Annotated in this window: 20 protein-coding genes; 7 read left to right on the forward strand and 13 right to left on the reverse strand. The window is 67.6% G+C overall.

From position 1 onward, the window contains the following. Position 1: 1 nt before the first annotated feature. Complete coding sequence (locus tag ACN5KJ_RS01580; protein WP_418591786.1) at positions 2-886, reverse strand: heme/hemin ABC transporter substrate-binding protein; 885 nt, start codon at positions 884-886, stop codon at positions 2-4. Next, positions 883-1,938 (reverse strand): hemin-degrading factor, encoded by a 1,056-nt coding sequence (locus ACN5KJ_RS01585; RefSeq protein WP_418591787.1) that lies wholly within the window; start codon positions 1,936-1,938, stop codon positions 883-885. The genes ACN5KJ_RS01580 and ACN5KJ_RS01585 overlap by 4 nt, the downstream gene beginning before the upstream one ends. Positions 1,939-2,311: 373 nt before the next feature. Here ACN5KJ_RS01585 and ACN5KJ_RS01590 point away from each other — a divergent pair, with 373 nt between their 5' ends. The 3 genes from ACN5KJ_RS01590 (at position 2,312) to msrB (ending at position 4,267) form a co-directional block, all read left to right on the forward strand. Continuing rightward, positions 2,312-2,872, forward strand: a complete 561-nt coding sequence (locus tag ACN5KJ_RS01590) for an XRE family transcriptional regulator (protein WP_347167282.1) — start codon at positions 2,312-2,314, stop codon at positions 2,870-2,872. Positions 2,873-3,025: 153 nt separating this feature from the next. Then, complete coding sequence (locus ACN5KJ_RS01595) at positions 3,026-3,583, forward strand: fasciclin domain-containing protein (protein ID WP_347167283.1); 558 nt, start codon at positions 3,026-3,028, stop codon at positions 3,581-3,583. 228 nt (positions 3,584-3,811) lie between these two features. Continuing rightward, on the forward strand, positions 3,812-4,267 hold the full coding sequence (msrB, locus tag ACN5KJ_RS01600; protein ID WP_347167284.1) for a peptide-methionine (R)-S-oxide reductase MsrB: 456 nt from the start codon (positions 3,812-3,814) through the stop codon (positions 4,265-4,267). A 468-nt stretch (positions 4,268-4,735) separates the two neighbouring features. On the opposite strand, the gene ACN5KJ_RS01605 is transcribed toward msrB, so the two are convergent. Then, a complete protein-coding gene (locus tag ACN5KJ_RS01605; RefSeq protein WP_418591788.1) occupies positions 4,736-5,362 on the reverse strand; it encodes a J domain-containing protein in 627 nt (208 codons plus the stop codon). A gap of 73 nt (positions 5,363-5,435) precedes the next feature. Here ACN5KJ_RS01605 and ACN5KJ_RS01610 point away from each other — a divergent pair, with 73 nt between their 5' ends. Then, entirely contained in the window at positions 5,436-5,690 is a 255-nt protein-coding gene (locus tag ACN5KJ_RS01610; protein ID WP_418591789.1) for a BolA family protein, read from the forward strand. Between the two features lie 466 nt (positions 5,691-6,156). Here the strand turns inward: ACN5KJ_RS01610 and ACN5KJ_RS01615 are convergent, their stop codons facing one another. From ACN5KJ_RS01615 to ACN5KJ_RS01630, 4 genes are all read right to left on the reverse strand, one after another. Continuing rightward, complete coding sequence (locus tag ACN5KJ_RS01615; RefSeq protein ID WP_023851894.1) at positions 6,157-6,291, reverse strand: hypothetical protein; 135 nt, start codon at positions 6,289-6,291, stop codon at positions 6,157-6,159. Further along, the gene (locus tag ACN5KJ_RS01620; protein ID WP_347167285.1) at positions 6,288-6,521 is read right to left on the reverse strand and encodes a hypothetical protein; all 234 of its coding nucleotides are present in this window, start codon (positions 6,519-6,521) and stop codon (positions 6,288-6,290) included. The genes ACN5KJ_RS01615 and ACN5KJ_RS01620 overlap by 4 nt, the downstream gene beginning before the upstream one ends. 48 nt (positions 6,522-6,569) lie before the next feature. Continuing rightward, on the reverse strand, positions 6,570-8,087 hold the full coding sequence (gene gatB, locus ACN5KJ_RS01625) for an Asp-tRNA(Asn)/Glu-tRNA(Gln) amidotransferase subunit GatB (RefSeq protein WP_418591790.1): 1,518 nt from the start codon (positions 8,085-8,087) through the stop codon (positions 6,570-6,572). Between the two features lie 157 nt (positions 8,088-8,244). Then, a complete protein-coding gene (locus ACN5KJ_RS01630; protein WP_418591791.1) occupies positions 8,245-9,369 on the reverse strand; it encodes a hypothetical protein in 1,125 nt (374 codons plus the stop codon). A 470-nt stretch (positions 9,370-9,839) separates the two neighbouring features. Here ACN5KJ_RS01630 and ACN5KJ_RS01635 point away from each other — a divergent pair, with 470 nt between their 5' ends. After that, positions 9,840-10,520, forward strand: a complete 681-nt coding sequence (locus ACN5KJ_RS01635; RefSeq protein ID WP_347167289.1) for a lytic transglycosylase domain-containing protein — start codon at positions 9,840-9,842, stop codon at positions 10,518-10,520. Between the two features lie 171 nt (positions 10,521-10,691). Here the strand turns inward: ACN5KJ_RS01635 and ACN5KJ_RS01640 are convergent, their stop codons facing one another. The 4 genes from ACN5KJ_RS01640 to pepN form a co-directional block, all read right to left on the reverse strand. Then, positions 10,692-11,555, reverse strand: coding sequence for a lysophospholipid acyltransferase family protein (locus tag ACN5KJ_RS01640; RefSeq protein ID WP_206563365.1), 864 nt, complete (start codon positions 11,553-11,555; stop codon positions 10,692-10,694). 126 nt (positions 11,556-11,681) lie between these two features. Then, entirely contained in the window at positions 11,682-12,137 is a 456-nt protein-coding gene (locus ACN5KJ_RS01645; protein ID WP_418591792.1) for a hypothetical protein, read from the reverse strand. Further along, positions 12,134-12,877: an SDR family oxidoreductase gene (locus ACN5KJ_RS01650; RefSeq protein WP_418591793.1), complete on the reverse strand. Its 744-nt coding sequence runs from the start codon at positions 12,875-12,877 to the stop codon at positions 12,134-12,136. Before ACN5KJ_RS01650 ends, ACN5KJ_RS01645 begins: the two co-directional genes overlap by 4 nt. After that, on the reverse strand, positions 12,874-15,426 hold the full coding sequence (gene pepN / locus ACN5KJ_RS01655; RefSeq protein ID WP_418591794.1) for an aminopeptidase N: 2,553 nt from the start codon (positions 15,424-15,426) through the stop codon (positions 12,874-12,876). Before pepN ends, ACN5KJ_RS01650 begins: the two co-directional genes overlap by 4 nt. Before the next feature lie 100 nt (positions 15,427-15,526). Here pepN and ACN5KJ_RS01660 point away from each other — a divergent pair, with 100 nt between their 5' ends. Further along, positions 15,527-15,763, forward strand: a complete 237-nt coding sequence (locus tag ACN5KJ_RS01660; protein ID WP_418591795.1) for a hypothetical protein — start codon at positions 15,527-15,529, stop codon at positions 15,761-15,763. A 58-nt stretch (positions 15,764-15,821) separates the two neighbouring features. After that, on the forward strand, positions 15,822-15,998 hold the full coding sequence (locus ACN5KJ_RS01665) for a DUF2256 domain-containing protein (protein ID WP_347167294.1): 177 nt from the start codon (positions 15,822-15,824) through the stop codon (positions 15,996-15,998). A gap of 293 nt (positions 15,999-16,291) precedes the next feature. Here the strand turns inward: ACN5KJ_RS01665 and ACN5KJ_RS01670 are convergent, their stop codons facing one another. Both ACN5KJ_RS01670 and ACN5KJ_RS01675 read right to left on the reverse strand, forming a co-directional pair. Further along, complete coding sequence (locus ACN5KJ_RS01670; RefSeq protein ID WP_418591796.1) at positions 16,292-20,164, reverse strand: efflux RND transporter permease subunit; 3,873 nt, start codon at positions 20,162-20,164, stop codon at positions 16,292-16,294. Continuing rightward, positions 20,161-22,191 (reverse strand): efflux RND transporter periplasmic adaptor subunit, encoded by a 2,031-nt coding sequence (locus tag ACN5KJ_RS01675; protein ID WP_418591797.1) that lies wholly within the window; start codon positions 22,189-22,191, stop codon positions 20,161-20,163. The genes ACN5KJ_RS01670 and ACN5KJ_RS01675 overlap by 4 nt, the downstream gene beginning before the upstream one ends. Positions 22,192-22,445 lie beyond the last annotated feature (254 nt).

Here is a 22,445-nt window from a genome sequence, read left to right on the forward strand (position 1 = left end):
CCTAGCCGTCCTGCCCGTAAAGCGCGTGGTTCAGCGCCGTGACCGCCTCGGCGGTGCGCGGGCCGAAGCCCAGTAGCAGCAGGCCGTCCATCTTGACCAGCGCGCTTGCCTCTGCCGCCGGGGTCAGGCGCATCGCGGGCATGGCAAAGAGCGCCTCGGCGGAGATGTCGTGGGTGCCGCCGCGCTGCATCATCAGGATCACGTCCGGCGCGGCAAGGCCCACGGCCTCGTCGCCGATCTGCTTGTAGCCTTCGACGCCCTGAAGCGCATTGATGCCCCCGGCCATGCGGATGATGGCATCGGCGCCGGTGCCCTGACCGGCGGCATTGATCTTGCCGCCCTGCGTGCTCAGCACGAAGAGCACGCGCTTGCGTTCTGCCTCGGGGCGGTCGGCGTCCTGCATCGCCTCGTCCAGCGCGGCGTCGACCTCTGCCGCCAGCGCCTCGGCCCGGTCGGGCACGCCAAGCGCGGTTCCGATCACCTCGATCTTGTGCAGGATCGCCTCGGGGGTCAGCCCCTCGGGCACCGCGACAAGATCCACCTCGGCGGCGCGGATCACCTCCAGCGTTTCGGCCGGGCCGGCGCCCTCTTCGGCAAGGATCAGCGAGGCGCCCACCGACAAAACGCCCTCGGGCGACAGGGCGCGCATGTAGCCCACGTCCGGCAGGCCGGTGACCTCGGGCGGATAGGTCGAGGTGCTGTCGCGGGCGCGCAGCCGGTGGCCCTGATCCAGCGCCACGACGACTTCCGTGACCGCGCCGCCGATCGACAGCACGTCGGCCTCGTCCCCGGGCAGGCCCTGCGCGGCCACGGCCCAGGCGGCAAGGCCGCCAAGCGCGGCGGTCATGACCCCGGCAAAGCCCGTGACGGCAGAGGGCCGGGTCATTCCGCGGGCTCCCGCAGGCTTTCCAGCCCGGCGACCAGATCCTGCCAGTCGGGGCGCCAGTCGCGATCCTCTGTCCGGCGTCCGAAGATCTGGAAGATCAGCCCGCCCTCGGCGTCGAAGGCCTCGACAGAGACGGCGGGGCCGCGCTGTGTCGGCTTGTCGGCGACCCAGACCTCGGCCACCTTGTCCAGCCGCAGGTGCAGGTTGAAGCCCGGGTCCATGACGTTCTGCCACGGCCCCATGGGCTTCAGGCTGCGGATCGGGCCAGAGTGGATCTGGATGCAGCCGCGGTTGCCGACGAAAACCATAACCTCGACACCGCGCGCCTGGATCTGTTCCAGCATGGTGTTGACCGCCTCGGGCGCCAGCGGGCGGGCGAAGGGTTCTCCGGCGGTGCGATAGGCGCCCAGCCGGTTCATCTTCAGCTTGGAACACAGGCGCAGGAACTGGTGCGTGTCGGTAAGGCGGGACCATTCCGCGCGCAGGATATCCAGCTTGTCCGGGTTGGTCCTGGCCGCCTCGACGGGCTTGCGCGGCTCGACCGTCTGCCCCTCGGACTGATCGGGAAGGGCCAGCGCGGCGACCACGTCCTCCCAGGCCTCATGGGCAGAGGTGGCGCGCATGTGGATCTTGTGGACCGCATCGCCGGCGGCGTCGAAAACCTGAAGCGACCGGCGCGGCGGCCCGTCCTCCCTGGCGGTTTCGACCGCATAGGCGTGCACCCACTGCGAGGGGAAGATCCGCAGGTCGATCTCTTCGGTCAGCACCATCGCGGCGTGCGGGCCGGGGTGATAGTTGGCATAGCGCCCGACCTTTTCGTGCACGCAGCCCTCCACGCGGGTCAGGGCCATGACCTCGCCCAGCAGCTCGGCGGCGGGCATCAGCCGGTCGGGATGGGCGGCGATCCGGGTGGCGCCCTGACCGATGCGGGCAGCGACCAGCTGCGCCTCCGATATGCCCAGCCGGTCGGCCAGATCGCGGGCGCGCAGCTTGGGAGAGTCTTCCTCCGCCTTGCGGATGGCAGCAGGAGAGAGGGGGGATGCGGTAGTCATGACGAGCCCTTGCGACAGAAGGTGATGGCTGCCCCCGCACGACGGCGGCCGGGTCTGGCTTGTCACTATATCCGACCAATTTAATCGGATTGCGGCGGGACCGCAAGCGATTGCAGGGGTTCGATGCACGCCAGCCCGCAGGAAGGCGGCGGGGCCGGGCTTTGGGCGGGTGGCGCGGCCCTGTCGAAACAGGGCCGCGCGACGTGCCGCGTTTCGGGATCGAAACGGATCCGGGCAAGCGCGGGACGGTGGCCCCCTTCGTTTTTCCATAGTGAAATATGGGGCAAGGCGGCGGTGAAAGCGCGTCTTTGTTGCTTTGAACGGAAATCCCGGTCTACTCTCGGGATCGGGAAATGATCCCTGGGGGAAAGACATGAAGAGCGACCTGACGGTCCGCCTGGCCGGGCGTCTGTCGGAGCTGCGCGCTGCCCGTGGCTGGACGCTGGACCAACTTTCGAACGCAAGCGGCGTGAGCCGTGCGGCCCTGTCGCGGCTGGAAAACGCCGAGGTCAGCCCCTCCGCCGATGTGCTGTCCCGGCTGGCGGCGGCCCATGACATGACCCTGTCGCGGCTCTTTTCGCTGATCGAGGACGGCTATGCCGCCCATATCCGCCGCGACGATCAGGCGGTCTGGCGGGACGGGGAAACCGGGCTGGCCAAGCGCATCGTCTCTCCGGCGACGGCGGCGCTGGCGGGCGAGGTTCTGGAATGCCGGATGACCCCGAACACGGAAATGATCCAGGATGCGCCCGACGTGATCGGGCAAGAGCATCACCTGATCATGGTGACCGGCTACATGCGGGTGGAACTGGAAGGCGAGGCCTACCAGCTGGGGCCGGGGGATGCCCTGCGCTACCGCGAGCATGGCGAAGTGAAGTTCCTGACCGCCAAGGGTCAGGGCGCCAAGTTCTACCTGTGCTCGGTGACCGCCTGAGCGCGGCGCGCATGCCCAGAGCGGCGGGCCATTGTGCTGGCTTGCTCACGATCTCGTTACCAAAATGCTGAAACAGGGGCCGTCCGGCTGCCGTGTGTACCTGCATCCGATCCCGAGGGACGGGGCAACAACAGACACATGGGAGACCAGACAATGACCAAGACGATGACCCTGAGCGCCGCCGCCTTTGCCATGACCGCCCTTGCCGGGGCCGCTGTGGCGCAGGACAACCCGATGGTGGGCGGCGCCGCGATGTTCGCCAACAAGACCATTGTCGAGAACGCGGTGAACTCGGCCGATCACGAAACGCTGGTCGCCGCCGTTCAGGCCGCCGACCTCGTGGATACCCTGAACTCCGAAGGGCCGTTTACCGTCTTTGCCCCGACCGACGCGGCCTTCGACAAGATCGCCGACGAAAGCCTTCAGGCGCTGATGGCGCCGGAAGCGAAAGACCAGCTGACCAAGATCCTGACCTGCCACGTCGTCGCGGCCAATGCCATGTCCGACGCCATTGCCGGAATGATCGCCGATGACGGCGGCATGCACCCGGTGCCCACCGTGGGCGGCTGCACGCTTCAGGCCAAGATGATGGGCGACAAGATCGTGCTGACGGACGAGAACGGTCGCGACGCGACGGTGACCATCGCCGACGTGCGCCAGTCGAACGGGGTGATCCACGTGATCGACCGCGTGCTGCTGCCGAAGCAGTAAGGCCCGGCAATGCGGGGCGGGGTCCGGTTGTGTGCAAAACGGGTGGTTTTCCCGTCCCGCCGTGCACGAAGCGTTGGGCGACCCCAATACGCCTGACGGGATCGTGCGCGCCCCGGGCTTGCCCCCGCAGGCCGGGGGCGCTCTATTCTGAAGCAGGCCGGTGTGCCCGGCCCGCGCCGAAAACCAAGACGACGCCGAAACCGACACGCCAAAGCCAAGGAGGAGCCGATGAAACGCCGCATCTTTCTGACGGGCGCCCTGGCGCTGCCCGCCCTCAGCCAACCCGCCCTTGCCGCCTTCGAGGTCAGCCGCAGCCGCGAGGAATGGCGCGCCATGCTGACCGAGGCCGAGTTCCACGTCATGCGCGAGGAAGGGACTGAACGCGCCTACACCTCGCCGCTGAATGACGAGACGCGCGCGGGCAGCTTCCTGTGCAAGGGCTGCGATCTGCCTCTGTATTCGTCCCGGCACAAGTTCGACAGCGGCACCGGCTGGCCCTCGTTCTGGCAGGCCCTGCCGAATGCGGTCGAGACGAAGCCGGACCGCAAGCTGTTCGTGACCCGCACCGAATGCCACTGCCGCCGCTGCGGCAGCCACATGGGTCATATCTTCGATGACGGCCCGGCGCCGACCGGCAAGCGGCACTGCATCAACGGTATCGCCATGACCTTCCGCCCGGCCTGACTGGCCGGGTCGGAAGGCGGGCGGACAAACGAAAAGGGCACCCGGATGGCTGCGGGTGCCCCTGTTCGTGAGTGGAGGAGCTCTGGGCCCGTGATGGAGAATTGCACGCTAGAACGATAGCTGTCTAGAAATTAATCAACCTTAGGTAGATTAATTTTGCGTCCATTCTGGCGATAAGGGCTTTTTATGCCGGAAAGGGCCGTGCCGAGGCCGGTGCCAGCCCCGGCAGGGGGTGCGCGGTCAGGCGCTTGGGGGGCGGACCGGCCGTTGCACGCCGCGCGCGCGGCGCTGCCGGTCGGGCTCGCAGGCGTGCGGGCTGCTTCGGGCTGGGCACCCGAGGGCCGTCACGAAACGGAAAAGGGCGGCCCCGTGGCGCCGCCCGTCTGTCATCCAAGCCCGGCAGGGCAGGGGCCGTGGCCCCGATTGGCCGGCCCTGATCCCGTGGCACGCGCCAGTCCGGGCGCGGCCTTACTTGAAGCTGCGCGAGTCCTTGATCTGGTCCCAGGCCCAGACAACCTCTTGCAGCTGCTCTTCCTGGCTGCGGTCGCCGCCGTTCATGTCCGGGTGCAGCACCTTGATGAGCTTCTTGTAGGCCTTGCGGATCTCGACCTTGGTGAGCGCCTGCTCGGCATCGAGGATCTCCAGCGCGCGCTTCTCGGTCGGGGGCAGCTTGCGCCCGCCGCCGGGCTTCTGCCGCCCGGGGTTGCGCGTGGCATTGTCGCCCAGCACCTGATGCGGGTCTTCGATGCCCAGTCTTGCCCAGGCCTTGGCCTCGGGGTCGCGCCACTCCTTGGTCTTGCGCTCCCAGACCTTGTCGGCGCTTTCCTGCGCGTTCATCTCGGCCTCGGTCTTGCCCTCGAAGAACGACCACTTGGCATTGTACTCGCGCACGTGGTCCCGGCAGAACCAGTAGAAGTCATCCAGAACGTCCGGTGCCTTGGGCGCGCGGAACTTGCCTGCCTCTTCGCAGCCGGGGTGGTCGCAAACGCGGGTGGAGGTTTCGGACTCGCCGGTCATGCTCTTGCGTCCACGCGGGTTTTTTTTCTTCGCGGACTTCACGGACATGTCGAACCCGAAGGGATCTGATCTGCTCATAAGGCACCTCTTCTCGACTCGGACGCCAGAGCATAGACTATCTGCGAGGCAATGACAGGGGGCAGACCGTAAAATGTCACGAGCAGAAGAAATGCGCCGAAAGCTGGAAGAGGCCTTTGCGCCGACACGGCTGGATATCCGCAACGACAGCGAGCGTCACGCGTCCCATGCGGGCTATGACGGCACCGGCGAAAGCCATTTCCATGTCACGATCCGGGCACCGGGGTTCGCAGGGAAAAGCCGTGTGGCCCGGCACCGGGCCATGCATGCGGCGCTGGGGGATCTGACGACGCGCATCCATGCGTTGTCCTTCGACATCGACGCCTGACGCGGCGCCGTCCGCGATGGCCGCCGCCCGCAAGAACGGCGCGGGGGGACAGCCATCGTGCCCGTCGTGCTTGACGCGCGAAGCGGCGGGGGCACATCGGCCCCCGTCACGCGCGATCTGTGCAGGGGGGCTTGTCCGGAGACGGGGCGGCAGGATGCGGCGTTGGCATCGCATGGCCCGACCTGTGGTCGAGGACAGCGGGCAGGGGGGCGACAGCAATAAGGGGGCCAGGCCCTTCGGCCACGCCCCCTGATGGTGCAAAAAAGGTTCAAAAACCCCCAGTACAATCCTTGGTTGTGACGCCCCGATCAATCCTGAGGCTAAGCCCCCGTCGATTCCGAAGGCCTTGACCCAACGTTAACACAAATCAAGGACGTTTGTCAGTATGGGAATCGTGACCCAGCGTCAGCCAAACGCAAATTCTGCGTTATTCCAGCGGGCCGATAGGCGCGCCGGGGCGCGTGGGTCATTCAGCGGGGTGAGAGGGGCGCTTGCTGTCCAGCCAGCCGTCGATGCGGCGGGTTTCACGTTTCAGCAGCACGATGCCAAGGCCCACGACGGCGAAGGCAATCAGCGGGATCGCGATCTCGAAGCCAGTCATTCCGGTCTCTCCTTGCGCAGCATGCCCAGAATATAGTGCGAAAGCCCGTGCAATGCCAGTCCGGCAAGGCCCCAGCCTATGGTCAGAGAGTTTACGTGCAGTGAATTTTCGGTCAAGGGCCGCAGGATCGCAAAGCCGATCAGGCCCAGAGCAACGGCATTGGCAAAGCCCGCCAGCAGCTTGACGCGCTCGTTATGGACCATAAGCGTGTCGCGCAGGCGGGGGGCCATGTCACGGCCCCCGCCGGATCGCAGCCGCCACGCGGCGGCAGGCCGGGGTCATGCCTCGGCCAGCTTCTTCGCCACCAGCTCGTTCACCGCCTTGGGGTTGGCCTTGCCGCCCGTGGCCTTCATCACCTGACCGACGAACCAGCCCGCCAGCTTGGGGTTCTGCTTGGCCTTCTCGACCTGCGCGGGGTTGGCGGCGATGATCTCGTCCACCGCGGCCTCGATGGCGCCGGTGTCGGTGACCTGCTTCATGCCGCGCGCCTCGGCGATCTCTTCGGGGTTGCCGCCCTCGGTATAGACGATCTCGAAGAGGTCCTTGGCCATCTTGCCGGAAATGGTGTCGGCCTTGATCAGGCGGATCACCCCGGCCAGCTGGTCCGGCGAGACGGGGCTGTCCTCGATGCCCTTGTCGTCCTTCTTCAGGCGACCGAAGAGCTCGTTGATGACCCAGTTGGCGGCCAGCTTGCCGTCACCGGCGCCCGCCGCGACCTTTTCGAAGAAGTCGGCGTTCACCACCTCGGCGGTCAGCACGCCCGCGTCGTAATCCGACAGGCCGAAGTCCTTGACGAAACGCGCCTTCTTCTCGTCCGGCAGTTCCGGCAGAGAGGCGGCGATGTCATCGACCCAGGCCTGCTCGATCTCCAGCGGCAGCAAGTCGGGGCAGGGGAAGTAGCGGTAGTCATGCGCCTCTTCCTTGGACCGCATGGACCGGGTCTCGTTCTTGTCGGGATCGTACAGGCGGGTTTCCTGATCGACCGTGCCGCCGTTCTCGACGATGGCGATCTGGCGCTTGGCCTCGACGTCGATGGCCATCTGGATGAAGCGCATCGAGTTCATGTTCTTGATCTCGCAGCGCGTGCCGAGATGGCTGAAATCCTGCGTTTCCTGATACTTCTCGTACTGGCCGGGACGGCAGATCGAGACGTTGACGTCGGCGCGCAGGTTGCCGTTCTGCATATTGCCGTCGCAGGTGCCGAGGTAGCGCAGGATCTGGCGCAGCTTGGCGATATAGGCGGCGGCCTCTTCCGGGCCACGGATATCGGGACGGCTGACGATTTCCATCAGCGCGACGCCGGTGCGGTTGAGATCGACGAAGGACATGGTCGGGTCCATGTCGTGGATCGACTTGCCGGCGTCCTGCTCGACGTGGATGCGCTCGATCCGCACCTTGCGGGCGATCCCCGGCTCCATGTCGACGATGATCTCGCCCTCGCCGACCAGCGGGTGGTAGAGCTGCGAAATCTGGTAGCCCTGCGGCAGGTCCGGATAGAAGTAGTTCTTGCGGTCGAAGGCGGATTTCAGGTTGATCGCCGCCTTCAGGCCAAGGCCGGTGCGCACGGCCTGCTCGATGCAGTATTCGTTGATGACGGGCAGCATGCCGGGCATCGCCGCGTCCACGAAGGAGACGTTGGAGTTCGGCTCGGCGCCGAATTTCGTCGAGGCTCCCGAGAAGAGTTTCGCCTGAGAGGCCACCTGCGCGTGGACCTCCATCCCGATGACCAGTTCCCAGTCGTGCTTTGCGCCCGCGATTACCTTGGGTTTCGGGGTCTCGAATGTCAGGTCCAGCATGGCCGCCTCTCGTCTCGGATTTGGCAAGCGGTCTACTGCGCGGGGACGCTCTGGGCAAGGGGCAGGGCAGCGCCAGCGCGGCGGGCCCTGCGCATTTGGCGCCGATAGGGGCAGAGCGCCCATGGACCGGGGCCTCTGCGCCCGCCGGACCGCCCGGTCAGCCGTCGCGCAGCAGGCTCATGCCATCGGGGCCGAAGACAAGGCGGCGGCCATTCTCCAGCGCCGGGGCGTAGAATTCCGCAAGGCTGGACATGGCGCGGATGCGGCCCCGGCGGACCAGATCCTCTGCCTTGGTTTCGGCGGGATGCGCGCGCCCCGGCATCGGCGCAAGGGCCCAGACGCGCGGGTGCAGTGCGCGCAGGTGATCCTGCGCGATCCAGCCAAGACTGTCGGCGATGCGGCGGCGTGTGCTGCCGGTCCTGGCAGGGCCGCCCATGGTCAGGCCCGCGAAGGCGGCCAGCCGGTTGGCCATGTGCTGGCCGGGCTGGCGGGCGAGGATGTCGTGCAGCCCCTCGGCGAAAAGCTCGGCATCCAGGCGCCGCTCGGCGCCCGCGTCGACCTCCAGCGCGCCGATATAGACCCATGCGTAGCCACCCGCGCCCCAGAGATCGCGGGTGCGTTCGGCGGTGCGGCGGGCCTGCCGTTCCAGCATTTCCCAGCTGCCAAAGGCCTTGGGCCGCATGGCGCGGCCCAAGGCCGTGTAATGACCGACCGCAAGGGGGGCGAGGTCGATCAGATCCTCGAAGTCGTCGGCGGCGCGCAGGCCGGGCCGGGGGTCGGCCTCTAGCAGGGCGCAGCGCACCTCGGCCCATGCCGGCGATTCGCATTCGAAGGGGTCGTAGCGGTCCGCCAGCTCGGCGGCGCGGCGCATGTGCCAGTCATAGGCGCCTCTCCGCTGAGGCGACAGGCCGCCCGGCGGCGAGGCGCCGCGCCAGTCCCGGGCCAGGTCGACATGGGCCATGGCGGCGACAAAGGCGGTGGCCGGACAGTCCGGCTGGTCCTCCATGGCGAGGTCGAGGGCGGCAAGAACGGCGCGGGCGCGGCGCGGTTCCGTGCGCTGCACGGCGCCACGGGCCGCGGCCATCGCATCGGCCCGTGCACCGCTGGCAAGAAGTGCGGCCACCGGCAGCAGGCCGGGGGTCATGTGACGGTTGCGCTCGGCGGTGTGAAACTCTGCCGCAAGCCTGTCCCATGCATCCTGCCGGGCCAGAAAACGCCCCCGTGTCAGGTGCTTGTCGCGGGCTTCGGTTTCGGGGCAGGGGTCGCAGACCGGGATCTCCACACGTGGCCGCAGCGGCCCCAGGCCCGATGCGCCGGTGCTGCGGCGCGCGCCTGTCCTTGGTTGGCCGGGGCGGTTCACGGCCGGGCCTAGGACAGGGATTCTGGTGAAAAAGGGTCGCATGGTGGGGCGCTACTCGAACAGGAACATTGCCCCTCAAGATGCCCGGCCACTGTGACCAAAAGGCGGCGCGTTCCGGGAATTGCCCGGGCCTTCCTCCGGCCCCATAGCGCCCCTGTCCGCGCCCCCGGCACAGGTCGTTTCGACAGCCTGCACAATGGCCCGCCCCGTTGCGACAAATTGCATCACTTGCAACAAGGGGCGCTTCATAGCAGCTTGCCCGGATCATGATGCGTATAGCTGCCATACTATTCACGCTTCTCGCTGCTCCGGCCTCGGCCAACTCGGTTCAGACCCCTCTGGCCCCGCTGCCAGAACCTGAAGCGATTGTGCCGCAGGTGTCCGAGCAAGCGGTGAAGACGTCGCTTCGCCCGGTTGCCCGCCGGATGGTCATCCCCGCCGCGCGCTGGGACAAGACCTCTGGCCGGAAAAGCTGGACCCTTGCCACCCTCACGGCGCTGAAGACCCATGCCACGGTCCTGCCGGACATCGTGCCGCGCGACATCGCCGAATACTGCCCGGCCTACCCCCACGCCCCCCGCGAAGTGCGCGAGGCCTTCTGGGTCGGCCTGACGTCGGCGCTGGCCTGGCACGAGAGCACGCACCGCCCCGGTGCCGTCGGCGGTGGCGGAAAGTGGTACGGGCTGACGCAGATTCTGCCCGCCACGGCGCGTGGCTATGGCTGCAAGGCGCGCAGCGGCGAGGCGCTGAAGGACCCCGAGGACAATCTTTCCTGCGCGCTCAGGATCATGGCCAAGACGGTCAAGCGCGACCGCGTGATCAGCGCCGGGATGCGCGGCGTGGCCGCCGACTGGGGGCCGTTCCACTCTGCCAAGAAACGCGCCGACATGAAGGCATGGACCCGCAAGCAACCCTATTGCTCGGGGCTGTTTTCCTCGCTGAAGCCGGTGGCGCGCCCCGATCACATCGGGCCGGAGCCGCAGAGCCCCGCCACCCGGCCCGAGATGATCGCGAAGAAGCCCGGGCTGAACGCCGCAGAAATCATCTCGACCCAGTCGCACGCGCGGTTCTGACGCCCGTCGGACAGGTCGGACAGGACACAAGGAAAAGGCCGCGCCCCCGGAAGGAGCGCGGCCTTTTCGTCTTTGGCGGTCGGGTGCGCGGCGACAGCCCCGTGGGCCTGTTTCGGATCGGTTGGATCGAAACGCGCCGTCAGGGCGCTTCGCTTCACGTCGGGAAGAGCGTCAGACCTTCAGCCAGCTCGGGCGGCGGGTGGCATCGACCAGCGACAGCCCGGTTCCCTTCGGTCCGCCAAGGGCCAGCGTGGCGCGGCGCAGCATCTCGATCCCGTCCTCGGATTTCGCCGGCAGCGCAGAGGCGGAAATCGGTTCGCCGACCCGCACGAGGAAGGGCTGGCGCGCCTTGTTCAGCGTCTCGTGGAACAGGGTGATGTCCCGCAGGGTCGGGTGGATCAGGTCGAAGAGGTAGAACAGCACCGAATTCCGCGCGCGGATGTTGATCGGGATCACCGGCAGGTCGAACTTGCGGGCGATCATCGCGGCAGAGGCCATCCAGGGGCGTTCGTACAGCCGCAGGCCGCGCCGTTTCGCCAGCCGCCCCGAGGGGAAGATCACGCCCAGCCGGCCCTCGGCCACCGCGCGGCGGGTATAGGCCATGGTCTCGCGGGTCTTGCCGTGGCTGCGCTTGTCCTTGCGCCATTCCACCGGGGCAATCATCGCGTCAAGCTGCGGAACCGCGCGGACGATGTCGTGGTTGGCAAAGAAATAGGCGTCGGGCCGGACCTGCCGCAGGATATGATACAGGATGATGCCGTCGGCGATGCCCGTGGGATGGTTGGCCACCACAAGCGCCGGTCCGTGCGAGGGCAGGTTGCCCAGCCCCGAGACCTCGACCTCGTCGGACAGCATGTCGCCCATCACCGCCATCAGTTCCTGCGCGGGCAGATGGTCGACCGAGGAACCGATTTCCAGCGTCTTCTCGTAGCTGAGAAGGCGGTACAGTGCCGCGCGCAAGAGACGGGTGCCCGGGCGGTCCGCAAACAGCCAGGGGGCGCGTTCCTCGATCAGGGGGTCGATGCGGTCTTTCATATCACTGGCCCAAGATCACGATTCGGTATCATACGGATGACAGGCGCGCCGTCATGGCTAGTCTAGCCGACTTAACGATTTAAGCCACACACCCGCGGAAGCAATGGGCAAACATACGCGCACCGCCTAAAGAAGTGCGAAATGATGTTTCTCTACAAGGACACCCCGTGAAACCAGCGCCTCGTGCAAACGGTGGGGCGGGGGAAGCGCATCCTGTGGCAGCGGCACGCGCGTCCCGTCGCGCAGGATCAGCCGGACCCGCACCGAAAGATCAAGCCGCGTGTCCATGCGCACACGGTCGATCCGGGCCAGCGCGACCTCTCCGGTGACCGGGCCAGAGCGCCAGCACAGGGTGCGGTCGTCCAGTGTCAGCCAGGCGCGCCGGGCCCGGGCGAAATCCCAGAGCGCGGGCAGCGTGGCCAGCAGCGCCGCCGCGACGATCGCGGGATGCGCCTGCAGCCAAAGCCGAAGCGCCAGCGCCGCAAGCCAGACCGTCAGGATGACCAGCGCCGCCCGCAGGCTGCGCCCGCTGGCCGCGTGATGCAGCGGAGGCGGGGGGCTGCCCGGGGCGAAGGCGCTCACCGCCCGCCCGCGACATCCACGATGGTGCGGGTGACGTAGGAGGCGCGTTCCGACAGCAGCCAGAGCGCGGCCTCGGCGACCTCGTCGGCGGTGCCGGGGCGGCCCAGCGGCGGCGTGTGGCCGATCTTGTCCAGCCGGTCGGGGAGGCCGCCCTTGGCATGGATCGGGGTGTCGATCAGGCCCGGGCGGATGGCGTTCACGCGGATGCCCTCGGGCGCCAGCTCGTCCGCCAGCCCCAGCGTCAGCGAATCGATGGCCCCCTTCGAGGCGGCATAGTCGACATATTGGTTCGCCGCTCCCAGCCGCGCCGCGGCGCTGGAGATATTGACGATGGCGCCGCCCTTGCCCCAGTCGCGCATCACCGCGACCGTCTGCCGGATCACCTCGATGGCGCCGAAGACGTTGACGGCAAAGACCTGCGTGATCCGCTCTGGCGTCAGGTCCGCCAGCTTGCCGGTGGGCGACACGATGCCGGCATTGTTCACCAGCCCGATGCGGCCCGGCTTCATCTCTGCCACCTGCGCAAAGATCTTCGCCACGGCCTTGGGGTTCGAGACATCGGCCTGCACCACATAGGCCTGCGCGCCCATGCTTTCGACCATGGCCGCCGTCTCGTCGGCCCCGGCCTTGTCATGGGCATAATGCACGACGATGCGCTGCCAGCCGTTGAAGGCCGCCATGCGCGCCGTCGCGGCGCCGATGCCGGTGCTGGCCCCGGTGACGATCAGGAGCCCGCTCATTGCGCCAGCATCCGGGTGACCATCTCGCCGGTATCCCGCGAAAGCTTCGGCTTCGCCGCGATGCGTTCCAGCGCGGCACGCATCAGGGCGCGGCGGCCCTCGTCGTAGCGGGTCCATGTCTGGAACACGGCGGCCATGCGCGCGGTGGTCTGCGGGTTCAGGTCGTCGAGCCGGATCAGCCAGTCCGCCAGCAAGGCGTAGGACGCCCCGTCGGCGCGGTGGAAGGCGGCGTGATGCATGGCCAGACCGCCAAGGACGGCGCGGAAGCGGTTGGGGTTCTTCCAGTCGAAGGCCGCATGCCGGGTCAGCGCCTGCGCGCGCTCGACCGCCACATCGGGCGCCGCGGCGCCGATCTGCAGGCCGAACCACTTGTCCATGACAAGGCGGTCGTCCTGCCACTGCTCCTCGAAGGCGGCCAGCGCCTCTGCATCGCGGCCCGCCCGCACGAGGCTGCCAAGCGCGGTCAGTTGCAGCGTCATGTTGTCGGCGCTGTCGAATTGCGCCTGCGCCGCCTTGCCGCCGTCCAGCCGCGTCTGAAGCGCCAGCACGCCCGCGCCAAGCGCGCGCTTGCCCACCTGTTCGGCGTCCGGGGAATAGGGGGCCTCGACGGTGGCCTCTGCGGCGAGGCGCGGCAGCAGGTCGGCCCAGCGTTCGGCGCGGAACTGCGCCAGCGTCTCGGCGGCGTTCCAGATGGCCTCCGGGTCGGGGGTGTGGCCGCGCTCGTGCAGCACGCGGGCCAGTTCGGCCTGCGAGGGCGTGCCCATCATCAGCGCGCGATAGGCCGGGTCGAGGTCGGTGTCCCGCAGCACCCGCTCCAGCCCGTCGAGCCACGCGGTGTCGGGCGTCGCGCCCTCGGTGATCATGGCGATCAGGCATTCGATCCCCAGCATCTGCGAGGCGTCCCAGCGGTTGAAGGGATCGGTGTCATGGGCCAGCAGGAAGGCGCGTTCCTCGGCGCTGGCTTCACGCTCCATCACCACGGGGGCCGAGAAGTCGCGCAAGAGCGAGGGCACGGGCCGGGCAGAGAGCCCGTCGAAACGGAAGGACTGCTCGGCTTCGGTGATTTCCAGCAGGGTGGTGGGCACCACCTCGTCGCCGTTGGGGTTCAGCAGGCCCACGGCCATGGGGATCACCTGCGGCGCCTTATCGGGCTGGCCGGGGGTGGGCGGTGTGACCTGCCGGAAGGTCAGGGTGTAGGTGCCATCGGCCCAATCCTCGGTGACGCTGACGCGCGGCGTGCCCGCCTGAGAGTACCAGCGCTTGAACTGGGTCAGGTCGCGCCCTGTGGCATCCTCGAAGACCTTCAGCCAGTCCTCGATGGTCGCCGCGTCGCCGTCGTGGCGGTCGAAATAGAGGTCCAGCGCCTTGGCATAATCCTCATCCCCGACCAGCCGCTTGAGCATGCCGATCACCTCGGCGCCCTTTTCATAGACCGTCGCGGTGTAGAAGTTGTTGATCTCCTGAAAGCTTTCGGGTCGGACCGGGTGCGCCAAAGGCCCCTGATCCTCGGGGAACTGGCGCCCGCGCATCATCTGCGCATCCTCGATCCGCTTCACCGGCGCAGAGCGCATGTCGGCGGTGAACTGCGCGTCGCGGAAGACCGTCAGCCCCTCTTTCAGACAAAGCTGGAACCAGTCGCGGCAGGTGATGCGGTTGCCGGTCCAGTTGTGGAAGTATTCATGCGCGATGATCGCCTCGATCCGCTCGAAATTGGCATCGGTCGAGGTCTCGGGCGAGGCCAGCACGCAGGAGCTGTTGAAGACGTTCAGCCCCTTGTTCTCCATCGCGCCCATGTTGAAGTCGTCCACGGCGACGATATTGAAGATGTCGAGGTCGTATTCGCGGCCATAGACATCCTCGTCCCATTTCATCGACTTCTTCAGCGCCTCCATGCCGAAGGCGCATTTGCCCTCGTCGCCGGGGCGGACCCAGATGTTCAGCTCGACATCGCGGCCGTTCATGGTGGTGAAACGGTCTGGGTGGTTGACCAGATCGCCCGCCACCAGCGCAAAGAGATAGGCGGGCTTGGGCCAGGGGTCGTGCCACTCGGCAAATCCCTCGCCGGTCTTGCCGGGGTTGCCGTTCGACAGCTTGACCGGCTCCTCGCCCTCGATGCGGACGGTGAAGACCGACATCACGTCGGGGCGGTCGGGGTAGAAGGTGATCTTGCGGAAGCCCTCGGCCTCGCATTGCGTGCAATACATGCCGTTCGACATGTACAGGCCTTCGAGCGCGGTGTTTTTCGCGGGCGCGATCTCGACCTCGCATTCCCAGAGGAAGGGCCCGTCGGGCACCGTGCAGGTCAGACCCTCGGCCGATTGCACCGGGGACACGGTCCGGCCGTCGATGGCCGCATGGATCAGCGTCAGATCCTCGCCGTGCAGGAAGAACTCCTGCTTCGGCGCGTCGGGGTTTGGGGCGAAGTGGATGCGGGCCAGAACCCGCGTCGCCTCTGGCGCCAGACGGAAGGTCAGGTGCACGTCCTGCACCTGCCAGCCGAAGGGTGTGTAGTCCGAAAGGTAGACGGTTTGCGGGCTGGCGTCCTTCATGGCGGTCCTCGGCGGTTTGGAACTTCGGTTTGGGCCAAGTGTTAGGCCTGCAAGTGAGCCGCTGCAATGGCTGGCACCCCGAGATGACAGGAGAGACGACATGTCTGCCCCGCAAACGAATATCGAGAAGCAAGAGCGCCGCCACCGTCCCGCCCTTGGCGGCATGACCATCGCCGCAGGCTTTGCCGCGCTGCTGTTCGTGGGCTGGATCCTCTGGGTTTTCGCCGCCGGAAATACTCCGGGTGAAAGCGAGGCAGAGCGCGTCGTGCCGGACGCCGAGGCCGTCGAGACGCTGGACGGCCCGGTGGCGGGCGAAGGCGCAGCCGTCACGGAGTGATGGGGGTAGCGGTCCGGGTGTCGGGCGGGGGCTTCGGGTCCCCGCCGTTTGGCGTGGCATGGCCGTGAAGAAGGGTGACCTGCCACAAAAGACCTGCGCCATCTGCGGGCGCCCGTTCACGTGGCGCAAGAAGTGGGCGAAGGTCTGGGACGAAGTGCGCTATTGCTCGGACCGGTGCAGGCGGGAGCGCAGGTCGTCCGGTCAGGCAGAACGACCGTCCTCAACGCAATCTTAACGGTTCCATTAACCATCCCATCATACACTCCGATGCGTATCCTATGAGGATGCGGAAAGGAGTTTGTATGAGTGAAGATATGTATCGTTGGCTGACTGTCGCGCTGATGATCCTGACGATCCTCGTCATGATCATCCTGGCCTGACAAAAAGTCACCCCCGGGGTGTTGCACCACCCCGGGGGCTCTTTAAAAAGAAGTTCGACGAGCGTCGATCTGTATCGTTCCCAACACTTACCCCAAACCACTCCGAAAATCAAGATCTGCACCGCGCGATGGTTGACGGCCCGATCTGTCATTCCGCCGCCCGCAGCGCCAGTTCCGGCTGGCGCGGATCGCTCGGGGTCTCGTCCTCCCAGATGATCTCGGGCGCAGAGACGCGCCGTGCCGCGCGGTTCAGCGCCCAGTCGCGGGCCGCCGTGCTGCTGCGGCCCAGCGACAGCCGCGCCAGCAGGCGCGCCAGCCACAGCACGTAGGTCGTGGCCCAGACCCGCACCGCCAGCAGCGAGGGCGTCACCACCAGCGTCAGTACCGTCGCGACCCCAAGGCCGAAGACCACCGCCGTCGCGAGGTTCTTCCACCACAGCGCCGTCGGGCTGTCGATGGAATAGCCGCCCGCGAAGAAGTCGAGCGACAGCCCGAACATCATCGGCGCAAGGCCTGCCATGGTGGTGATCGTGGTCAGCAGAACCGGGCGGATGCGCGCCTCTGCGGTGCGCACGATGGCCTCGATCCGGGGCATGTAGCGGCTGTATTCCTGATAGGTGTCGATCAGCACGATATTGTTGTTCACCACGATCCCCGCCAGCGCGACGATGCCGGTGCCGGTCATGATGACGCTGAAGTACTGGCCCATGACCAGCATACCGATCAGCACGCCGGTGGTGGAGAGCACCACGGCAATCAGCACCAGCACCGCGTTGTAAAGGCTGTTGAACTGCGCCAGCAGGATGATGAACATCAGACCCAGCGCCGCACCGAAGGCAGAGGAAAGGAAGGCTTGGCTTTCCTCCTGGTCTTCCTGGTCGCCGGTCCATTCCCACTCGATGCCCGCGGGCAGGGGGGCGGTCTCCAGCCACTCGGTCAGCTGCGCGATGCGGTCGTTGGCGGTCATGGGCACCAGAGAGACGCTCGCCCCCCGGTCCACCAGGCGCTGAAGCTCTGCCGCCTCGCTGTCGGAAATCCCGCGTTCCACCTGGAAGTACCGCGTTTCGACCCCGCCGCCGGAGCCACCGAACAAAGAGCCCGGTCGCGGGAAGTCCAGCGACAGATCGTAACCGCCTCCGTCCCGGGCCTGCTCTGCCGGGATCTCGCTGCCGAAGCCAAGCTCGTGCGAGACCGTCGCGGGCGCCTCTGCGCCCTCGGCCCGCTGCGGTTCCTCGTAAAAGCTGGCCTCGCGCGCGACCTCGGCGGGCATCGTGATCCGAACCGTCTTGCGGTCGGTGTTCACCCCGGCCTTGACGTCGAAATAGCGCTTCTGGTCGATGCGGTTGATCTCTGCCAGCTTTTCCACCGGCTGGCGCGTGACGAAGTTCGCCAGCGGCACAAGGCCGTCCGCCGTGCGCACCTTGAGGCTGTCCAGCGTCGACAGCACGCGGTCTTCCTCGGGCAGGCGCACGCGGATCTCGATCTCTTCGTCGGACCCGGCTGGCGTGTAGCTGTCCAGCAGGATGCCGCGCGTCACAAGCTGCACCATGGCGCCCACCACGGCCACGTCGGCGCCGAAGCGCCCGGCCTTTTCGACATCGACGTCGATCTCCCAGTCGATGCCGGGCAGGGGGCGCGTGTCCTCGATCAGGGTCAGCGCGGGCAGGGTGTCGAACCTTTCGCGCGCCAGGGCGGTGGCGGTCAGCAGGTCTTCCCAGTCGTTGCCCTTCAGACGCAGGTGAACGGGCTTGGCCGAGGCCGGGCCGCGCGCCTGTGCGAGGATCTCGATCTCGATGCCGGGGATACGCTCCAGCTTGGCGGTCAGGGCGTCGATGATGTAATCGCCGTCCAGCTGCTCCAGCGTGACCTCGTCGGGGTGTTCGCGGGCATAGGCGGCGCGGTCCTCCCATGGGATGGTCTCCAGCTGGACCTGCCCGATGGTGTCCTTGGGGGCCTGCGCCCCGCCGGTGTTGTTGTCGAGCCCGCCCTCTCCGGCAAAGGCGAAGGCGTTCAGGATGCCGGGCTGCGCCAGCACGATCTGCTCGGCGCGGTGGACGATGGCGTCCTTTTCCTGAAGCGAAAGGTTGCCCCGCGCGCGGACGTAGACGATGGCCTGCTCGGGCTCGCTGTCGACGAAGAACTCGACGCCGTTGTTGTTCTCGCCGAAGTAGCTGAAGACGCTGGCGACGAAGAAGCCGACGGCGCCCAGCGTCACCAGCGGCATGACCGGATTGCCCGCGATGGCCTTGATCACGTAGCCGAAGGGCGTGCGGCGGTGGCTGCCCTCGATGCGCTTGCGGCGGCGTTGCAGGGCTGCCGCGTCCATGACCACCGAAGAGAGCACAGCGAACAGCAGGAAGGTCACGATGCCGGGCAGGCGGGCCGCCAGCCCCTCGCCCTCGACGGGGAACAGGTAGGCCGGGTTCAGCACCATCATGGCGCCCACGAACATGCCGAAGATCATCACGGGCACCAGCGCCGCGCGCACCAGCCATGGCGTGGCACCGCGCAGCCAGTTGCCCGCGCGGTGGATGTTGCGCGAAAAGCGGCCCGTGACACCGCCCATGACCGGCAGGTAGATCAGCGCCACCACGAGGCTGGCGGCCAGCACGAAGATCAGCGTCACCGGCAACATGCCCATGAACTCGCCCGCCACACCCGGCCAGAACAGCATCGGCAGGAAGGCGCAGAGCGTCGTGGCGGTGGACGAGACCACCGGCCAGAACATGCGCTTGGCGGCCTCGACATAGGCGTGCATCGGCCCCGAGCCTTCAGAGATGCGCTTGTCGGCGTATTCGACCACCACGATGGCGCTGTCGACCAACATGCCAACGGCCAGGATCAGGCCGAACATGACGATGTTGGAAATCGTCACACCCATGATCGCCAGCAGCACGAAGCACAGCAGGAAAGAGGTCGGGATGGCGAAACCCACCAAGAGCGCGGGCCGCAGCCCCAGCGAAGCCAGCACCACGATCATCACCAGCGCGATGGCGGTCAGGACCGAGCCTTCCAGCTGGCTGACCATGCTTTCCACCTGACGGCTCTGGTCGTTGGAATCGCCCACGTCCAGCACCGCCTGCAGCTCGGGCGGCCAGCCCTCGCGGGCCTCGGCGATGACCGCGCGCACGTCGGCGGCGGTGTCGATGATATTGAAGCCCTTGCGCTTGACCACCTGCAGGGCGACAGTCTGTACACCGTTGAACCGCGCGGTGCCGGCGCGGTCCTCGAAGGTCAGGTTGATGGTCGCCAGATCGCCCAGCGTCACCACGCGGTCGCCGTTCACCTTCACCGGCAGGTCGTAGACGTCGCGCGCCTCGGAGAAATTCGAGGGCACCTTCAGTGCAAAGGTGCCGTTCTCGGTCTCGACCTCGCCAGCGGCGATCAGCTGGTTGTTGTTCTGCACGACGGTGATCAGCTCGCCCGCGGTGACGTTGTAGCTTTCCAGCCGCAGCGGGTCGATCACCACTTCGAGCATCTCGTCGCGGTCGCCCGCGATCCCGGCCTCGAGCACGGAATCCAGCCCCTCGACCCGGTCCTGCAGGTCCTTGGCGACACGGTTCAGCGTGCGTTCCGGCAGCGGCCCCGACAGGTTGACGATCAGGATCGGGAATTCAGAGAAGTTGATCTCGTTGATGGAGTACTGTTCCACGCCCTCGGGGAAATCGGCCTGCGCGTTGGACATGCCGTCGCGCACGTCGGCCATGATCTTGGTCTTGTCCCAGCCGAATTCGAACTCCAGCGCCAGACCGGCATAGCTCTCGGCGGCGGTGGCGGTCATGCTCTTCAGCCCGTCGAGGTCCGACAGTTCCGATTCCATCGGCTTGACCAGCAGCGTCTCGGCGTCGCTGGCGGAGATGCCGGGGAAGGGCACCGAGACAAACAGGGCGGGGATCTCGATGTCCGGTTCGCCCTCTTTCGGCAGGCTGATGTAGGCATAGGCGCCGACCACGAGGCCCAGAACGATGAAGGCCAGCACCATGCGGGCGCGCTGCGCCGCCCAGTCGACGATCCCGGTCACTGGATGATCTCCTCGAAGCTGGGCGCGACGGGCACCCCGTCGGTGACGTATTCCTGTCCCAGCGTGATGACGTCCACGGTGTCCGGCAGGCCGGTCACCCAGACCCCTTCGCGGGTGTCGCGCAGCAGCGTGACGGGCAGGAAGGCCACGGTTTCCTCGGCCGACACACTGCGCACGCCAAGGCGGCCGTCGTCGTCCAGCGTCAGGCTGGATTGCGCCAGCAGGTGCGCGGGGGCGCCCTCGGCGGCGATGGCGATCTCGGCGGTCTGGCCGTCCCGGATCGAGAGGTCTTCGTTGTCGACAAGGATCTCGACGCGGAAGGTGCGGGTCAGCGGATCGGCAGAGCGCGAGACGAAGGTGACCTTGCCCGCCACCTCGCGGCCCGAGACCAGCCGCGCGCCCGCCTGCGCGCCATGGTCGACGCGGGCCACATCGCTTTCGGCCACGTAGCCCACGATCTTGACCGGGTTCAGCTGGATCACCGTGGCGCAGGCGCTGCCCGGCTGCATCAGGGCACCCAGCTCGGCGGTGTCGGTTTCCAGAAGCCCGGCAAAGGGGGCGTGGATCGACAGGCGCTCGATCTCCTTCTCGGCAGAGGCGATGGCGGCCTCGGCGGCCTGGATGGCGCTGAGCGCGCTTTCCTCGCCGGTCTTGGCGGATTGCACGGCGGCGGCGGCGCCTTCCAGCTGCGACTTGGCCGAGATCACGGCGGCCTTGGCGCCCTCGACGCCCGACAGGGCGCTTTCGACGGCGGCAGAGGCGCCCTCGACATCCGAGGTGGCGCTTTGCACCCCGGCCTTGGCGTTCTGGATCTGGCTTTGCGCGGCCTGCACCCCGGCCTTGGCGTTCTGGATCTGGGCCTTGGCGGCGATCACGCCCGCCTTGGCGTTGCGGATGCCGCTTTGCGCCGACTGCACGGCGGCCTTGGCGGTCTCGACCTGGCTTTTGGCGGTCTCGACCCCCGCCAGCGCGCCCTGCACCTGGCTTTTCGCGGCCTCGATGCCCGAGGCGGCGCTCTTCAGCCCCAGTTGCGCGGCCTGCACCCCGGCCCTGGCGGCCTCGAAGGCGGCCTCGGAAGCGGCCAGCCGGGTCTGCGCGGCAAAGCCGTCGCGGGCCAGCGACTGCGCGGCCTTGAGGTTGATATCGGCCTCTTTCACCCGCGCTTCGGCTTCCAGCACGCGGGCCTCGGCCTCTGGCACCCGGGCCTCGGCCTCGGCAAGCGCGGCGCGGGCGGCGGGCACGGCGGCCTGGGCCTCTTTCAGGCGCGACTGCGCGGCGGGCACGGCGGCCTGCGCCTCGGCCAGCCGGGCCTCGGCCTCGGGGACGCGGCTTTCGGCCTCTTCCAGCCGGGCCTCGACCTCGGGGACGCGGGCCTTGGCCTCGGCCAGATAGGCCTCGGATTCCGGGACGCGGGCCTTGGCCTCGGTCAGGCGGGCGGCGGCGGCGGGCACCCCGGCGCGGGCCTGGGACAGTTGCGCCTGCGTGGCAGGCACGGCGGCCTCGGCCTCGAGGATGCGGGCGCGGGCGGCGGGCAGGGCGGCCTCGGCCTCGGCGAGGCGCGCCTTGGATTCCGGCAACCGGGCCCTGGCCTCCGCCAGCCGCGCCGTGGCCTCGCGCAGCGAGACCTGCCGCGTGCCCGGGTCGATCTCGCACAGCAGCTGCCCGGCCTCGACCAGCGCCCCCCGGCGCAGCGGTTCAGAGACCACCTTGCCCGAGGTCTCGGCCCGCACCACGACCTCGCGCAGCGCCTCTGTCTCGCCGCGCAGGACCACGGCGCTGTCGACCACCTGCGCCACCGAGCGGTGGGCCATGACGCGCACGGTGCCTTCGGGCAGCGTGTCCGCGGGTGTCTCGGCGACCGCCGCCGCGGGCTCTGCCGCCGGGTCCTCGGGCTCTGGCGTGTCGGCCCCGGCCAATGCGGCGGGCGTATTGTCCCGCGCAAAACCCAGGAGACGGTCCCGTTCCATAACGAGGCCATAAAGGACGGCGGCCACAATCAGGGCCGTGATCAGGGAAACGATACGCATTCGGGTCTCATCTGTATTTCAAAAGGTCTTACGCCGGGGCGCCAATGGTGGATCATCGGGCGCGGCCCCCACCGCGTTCCCCCTCTGAACCGAATGGTTCAGTTTTTAGGGGGCTTTGCATCACCGCGCAAGCGTGCCGGTTGTCGCAACGGCACGAAACTGACAGTTTCCGACAGCAGTGCCGCGCAGATGTCGCGTCCGGGCGCTTTTTCGATGCGCTCTGCGAGCGATTCCGCCGTGGACCGGGGCGCCGG

It is taken from the genome of Ponticoccus sp. (in: a-proteobacteria) (assembly GCF_048381735.1).

What these genes read in the sequence shown, in the direction of transcription:
- ACN5KJ_RS01580 (WP_418591786.1), bottom strand. Translation starts at nt 886, where the DNA reads ATGACCCGGCCCTCTGCCGTCACGGGCTTTGCCGGGGTCATGACCGCC.
- ACN5KJ_RS01585 (WP_418591787.1), bottom strand. Translation starts at nt 1,938, where the DNA reads ATGACTACCGCATCCCCCCTCTCTCCTGCTGCCATCCGCAAGGCGGAG.
- ACN5KJ_RS01590 (WP_347167282.1), top strand. Translation starts at nt 2,312, where the DNA reads ATGAAGAGCGACCTGACGGTCCGCCTGGCCGGGCGTCTGTCGGAGCTG.
- ACN5KJ_RS01595 (WP_347167283.1), top strand. Translation starts at nt 3,026, where the DNA reads ATGACCAAGACGATGACCCTGAGCGCCGCCGCCTTTGCCATGACCGCC.
- msrB (WP_347167284.1), top strand. Translation starts at nt 3,812, where the DNA reads ATGAAACGCCGCATCTTTCTGACGGGCGCCCTGGCGCTGCCCGCCCTC.
- ACN5KJ_RS01605 (WP_418591788.1), bottom strand. Translation starts at nt 5,362, where the DNA reads ATGAGCAGATCAGATCCCTTCGGGTTCGACATGTCCGTGAAGTCCGCG.
- ACN5KJ_RS01610 (WP_418591789.1), top strand. Translation starts at nt 5,436, where the DNA reads ATGTCACGAGCAGAAGAAATGCGCCGAAAGCTGGAAGAGGCCTTTGCG.
- ACN5KJ_RS01615 (WP_023851894.1), bottom strand. Translation starts at nt 6,291, where the DNA reads ATGACTGGCTTCGAGATCGCGATCCCGCTGATTGCCTTCGCCGTCGTG.
- ACN5KJ_RS01620 (WP_347167285.1), bottom strand. Translation starts at nt 6,521, where the DNA reads ATGGCCCCCCGCCTGCGCGACACGCTTATGGTCCATAACGAGCGCGTC.
- gatB (WP_418591790.1), bottom strand. Translation starts at nt 8,087, where the DNA reads ATGCTGGACCTGACATTCGAGACCCCGAAACCCAAGGTAATCGCGGGC.
- ACN5KJ_RS01640 (WP_206563365.1), bottom strand. Translation starts at nt 11,555, where the DNA reads ATGAAAGACCGCATCGACCCCCTGATCGAGGAACGCGCCCCCTGGCTG.
- ACN5KJ_RS01650 (WP_418591793.1), bottom strand. Translation starts at nt 12,877, where the DNA reads ATGAGCGGGCTCCTGATCGTCACCGGGGCCAGCACCGGCATCGGCGCC.
- pepN (WP_418591794.1), bottom strand. Translation starts at nt 15,426, where the DNA reads ATGAAGGACGCCAGCCCGCAAACCGTCTACCTTTCGGACTACACACCC.
- ACN5KJ_RS01660 (WP_418591795.1), top strand. Translation starts at nt 15,527, where the DNA reads ATGTCTGCCCCGCAAACGAATATCGAGAAGCAAGAGCGCCGCCACCGT.
- ACN5KJ_RS01665 (WP_347167294.1), top strand. Translation starts at nt 15,822, where the DNA reads ATGGCCGTGAAGAAGGGTGACCTGCCACAAAAGACCTGCGCCATCTGC.
- ACN5KJ_RS01675 (WP_418591797.1), bottom strand. Translation starts at nt 22,191, where the DNA reads ATGCGTATCGTTTCCCTGATCACGGCCCTGATTGTGGCCGCCGTCCTT.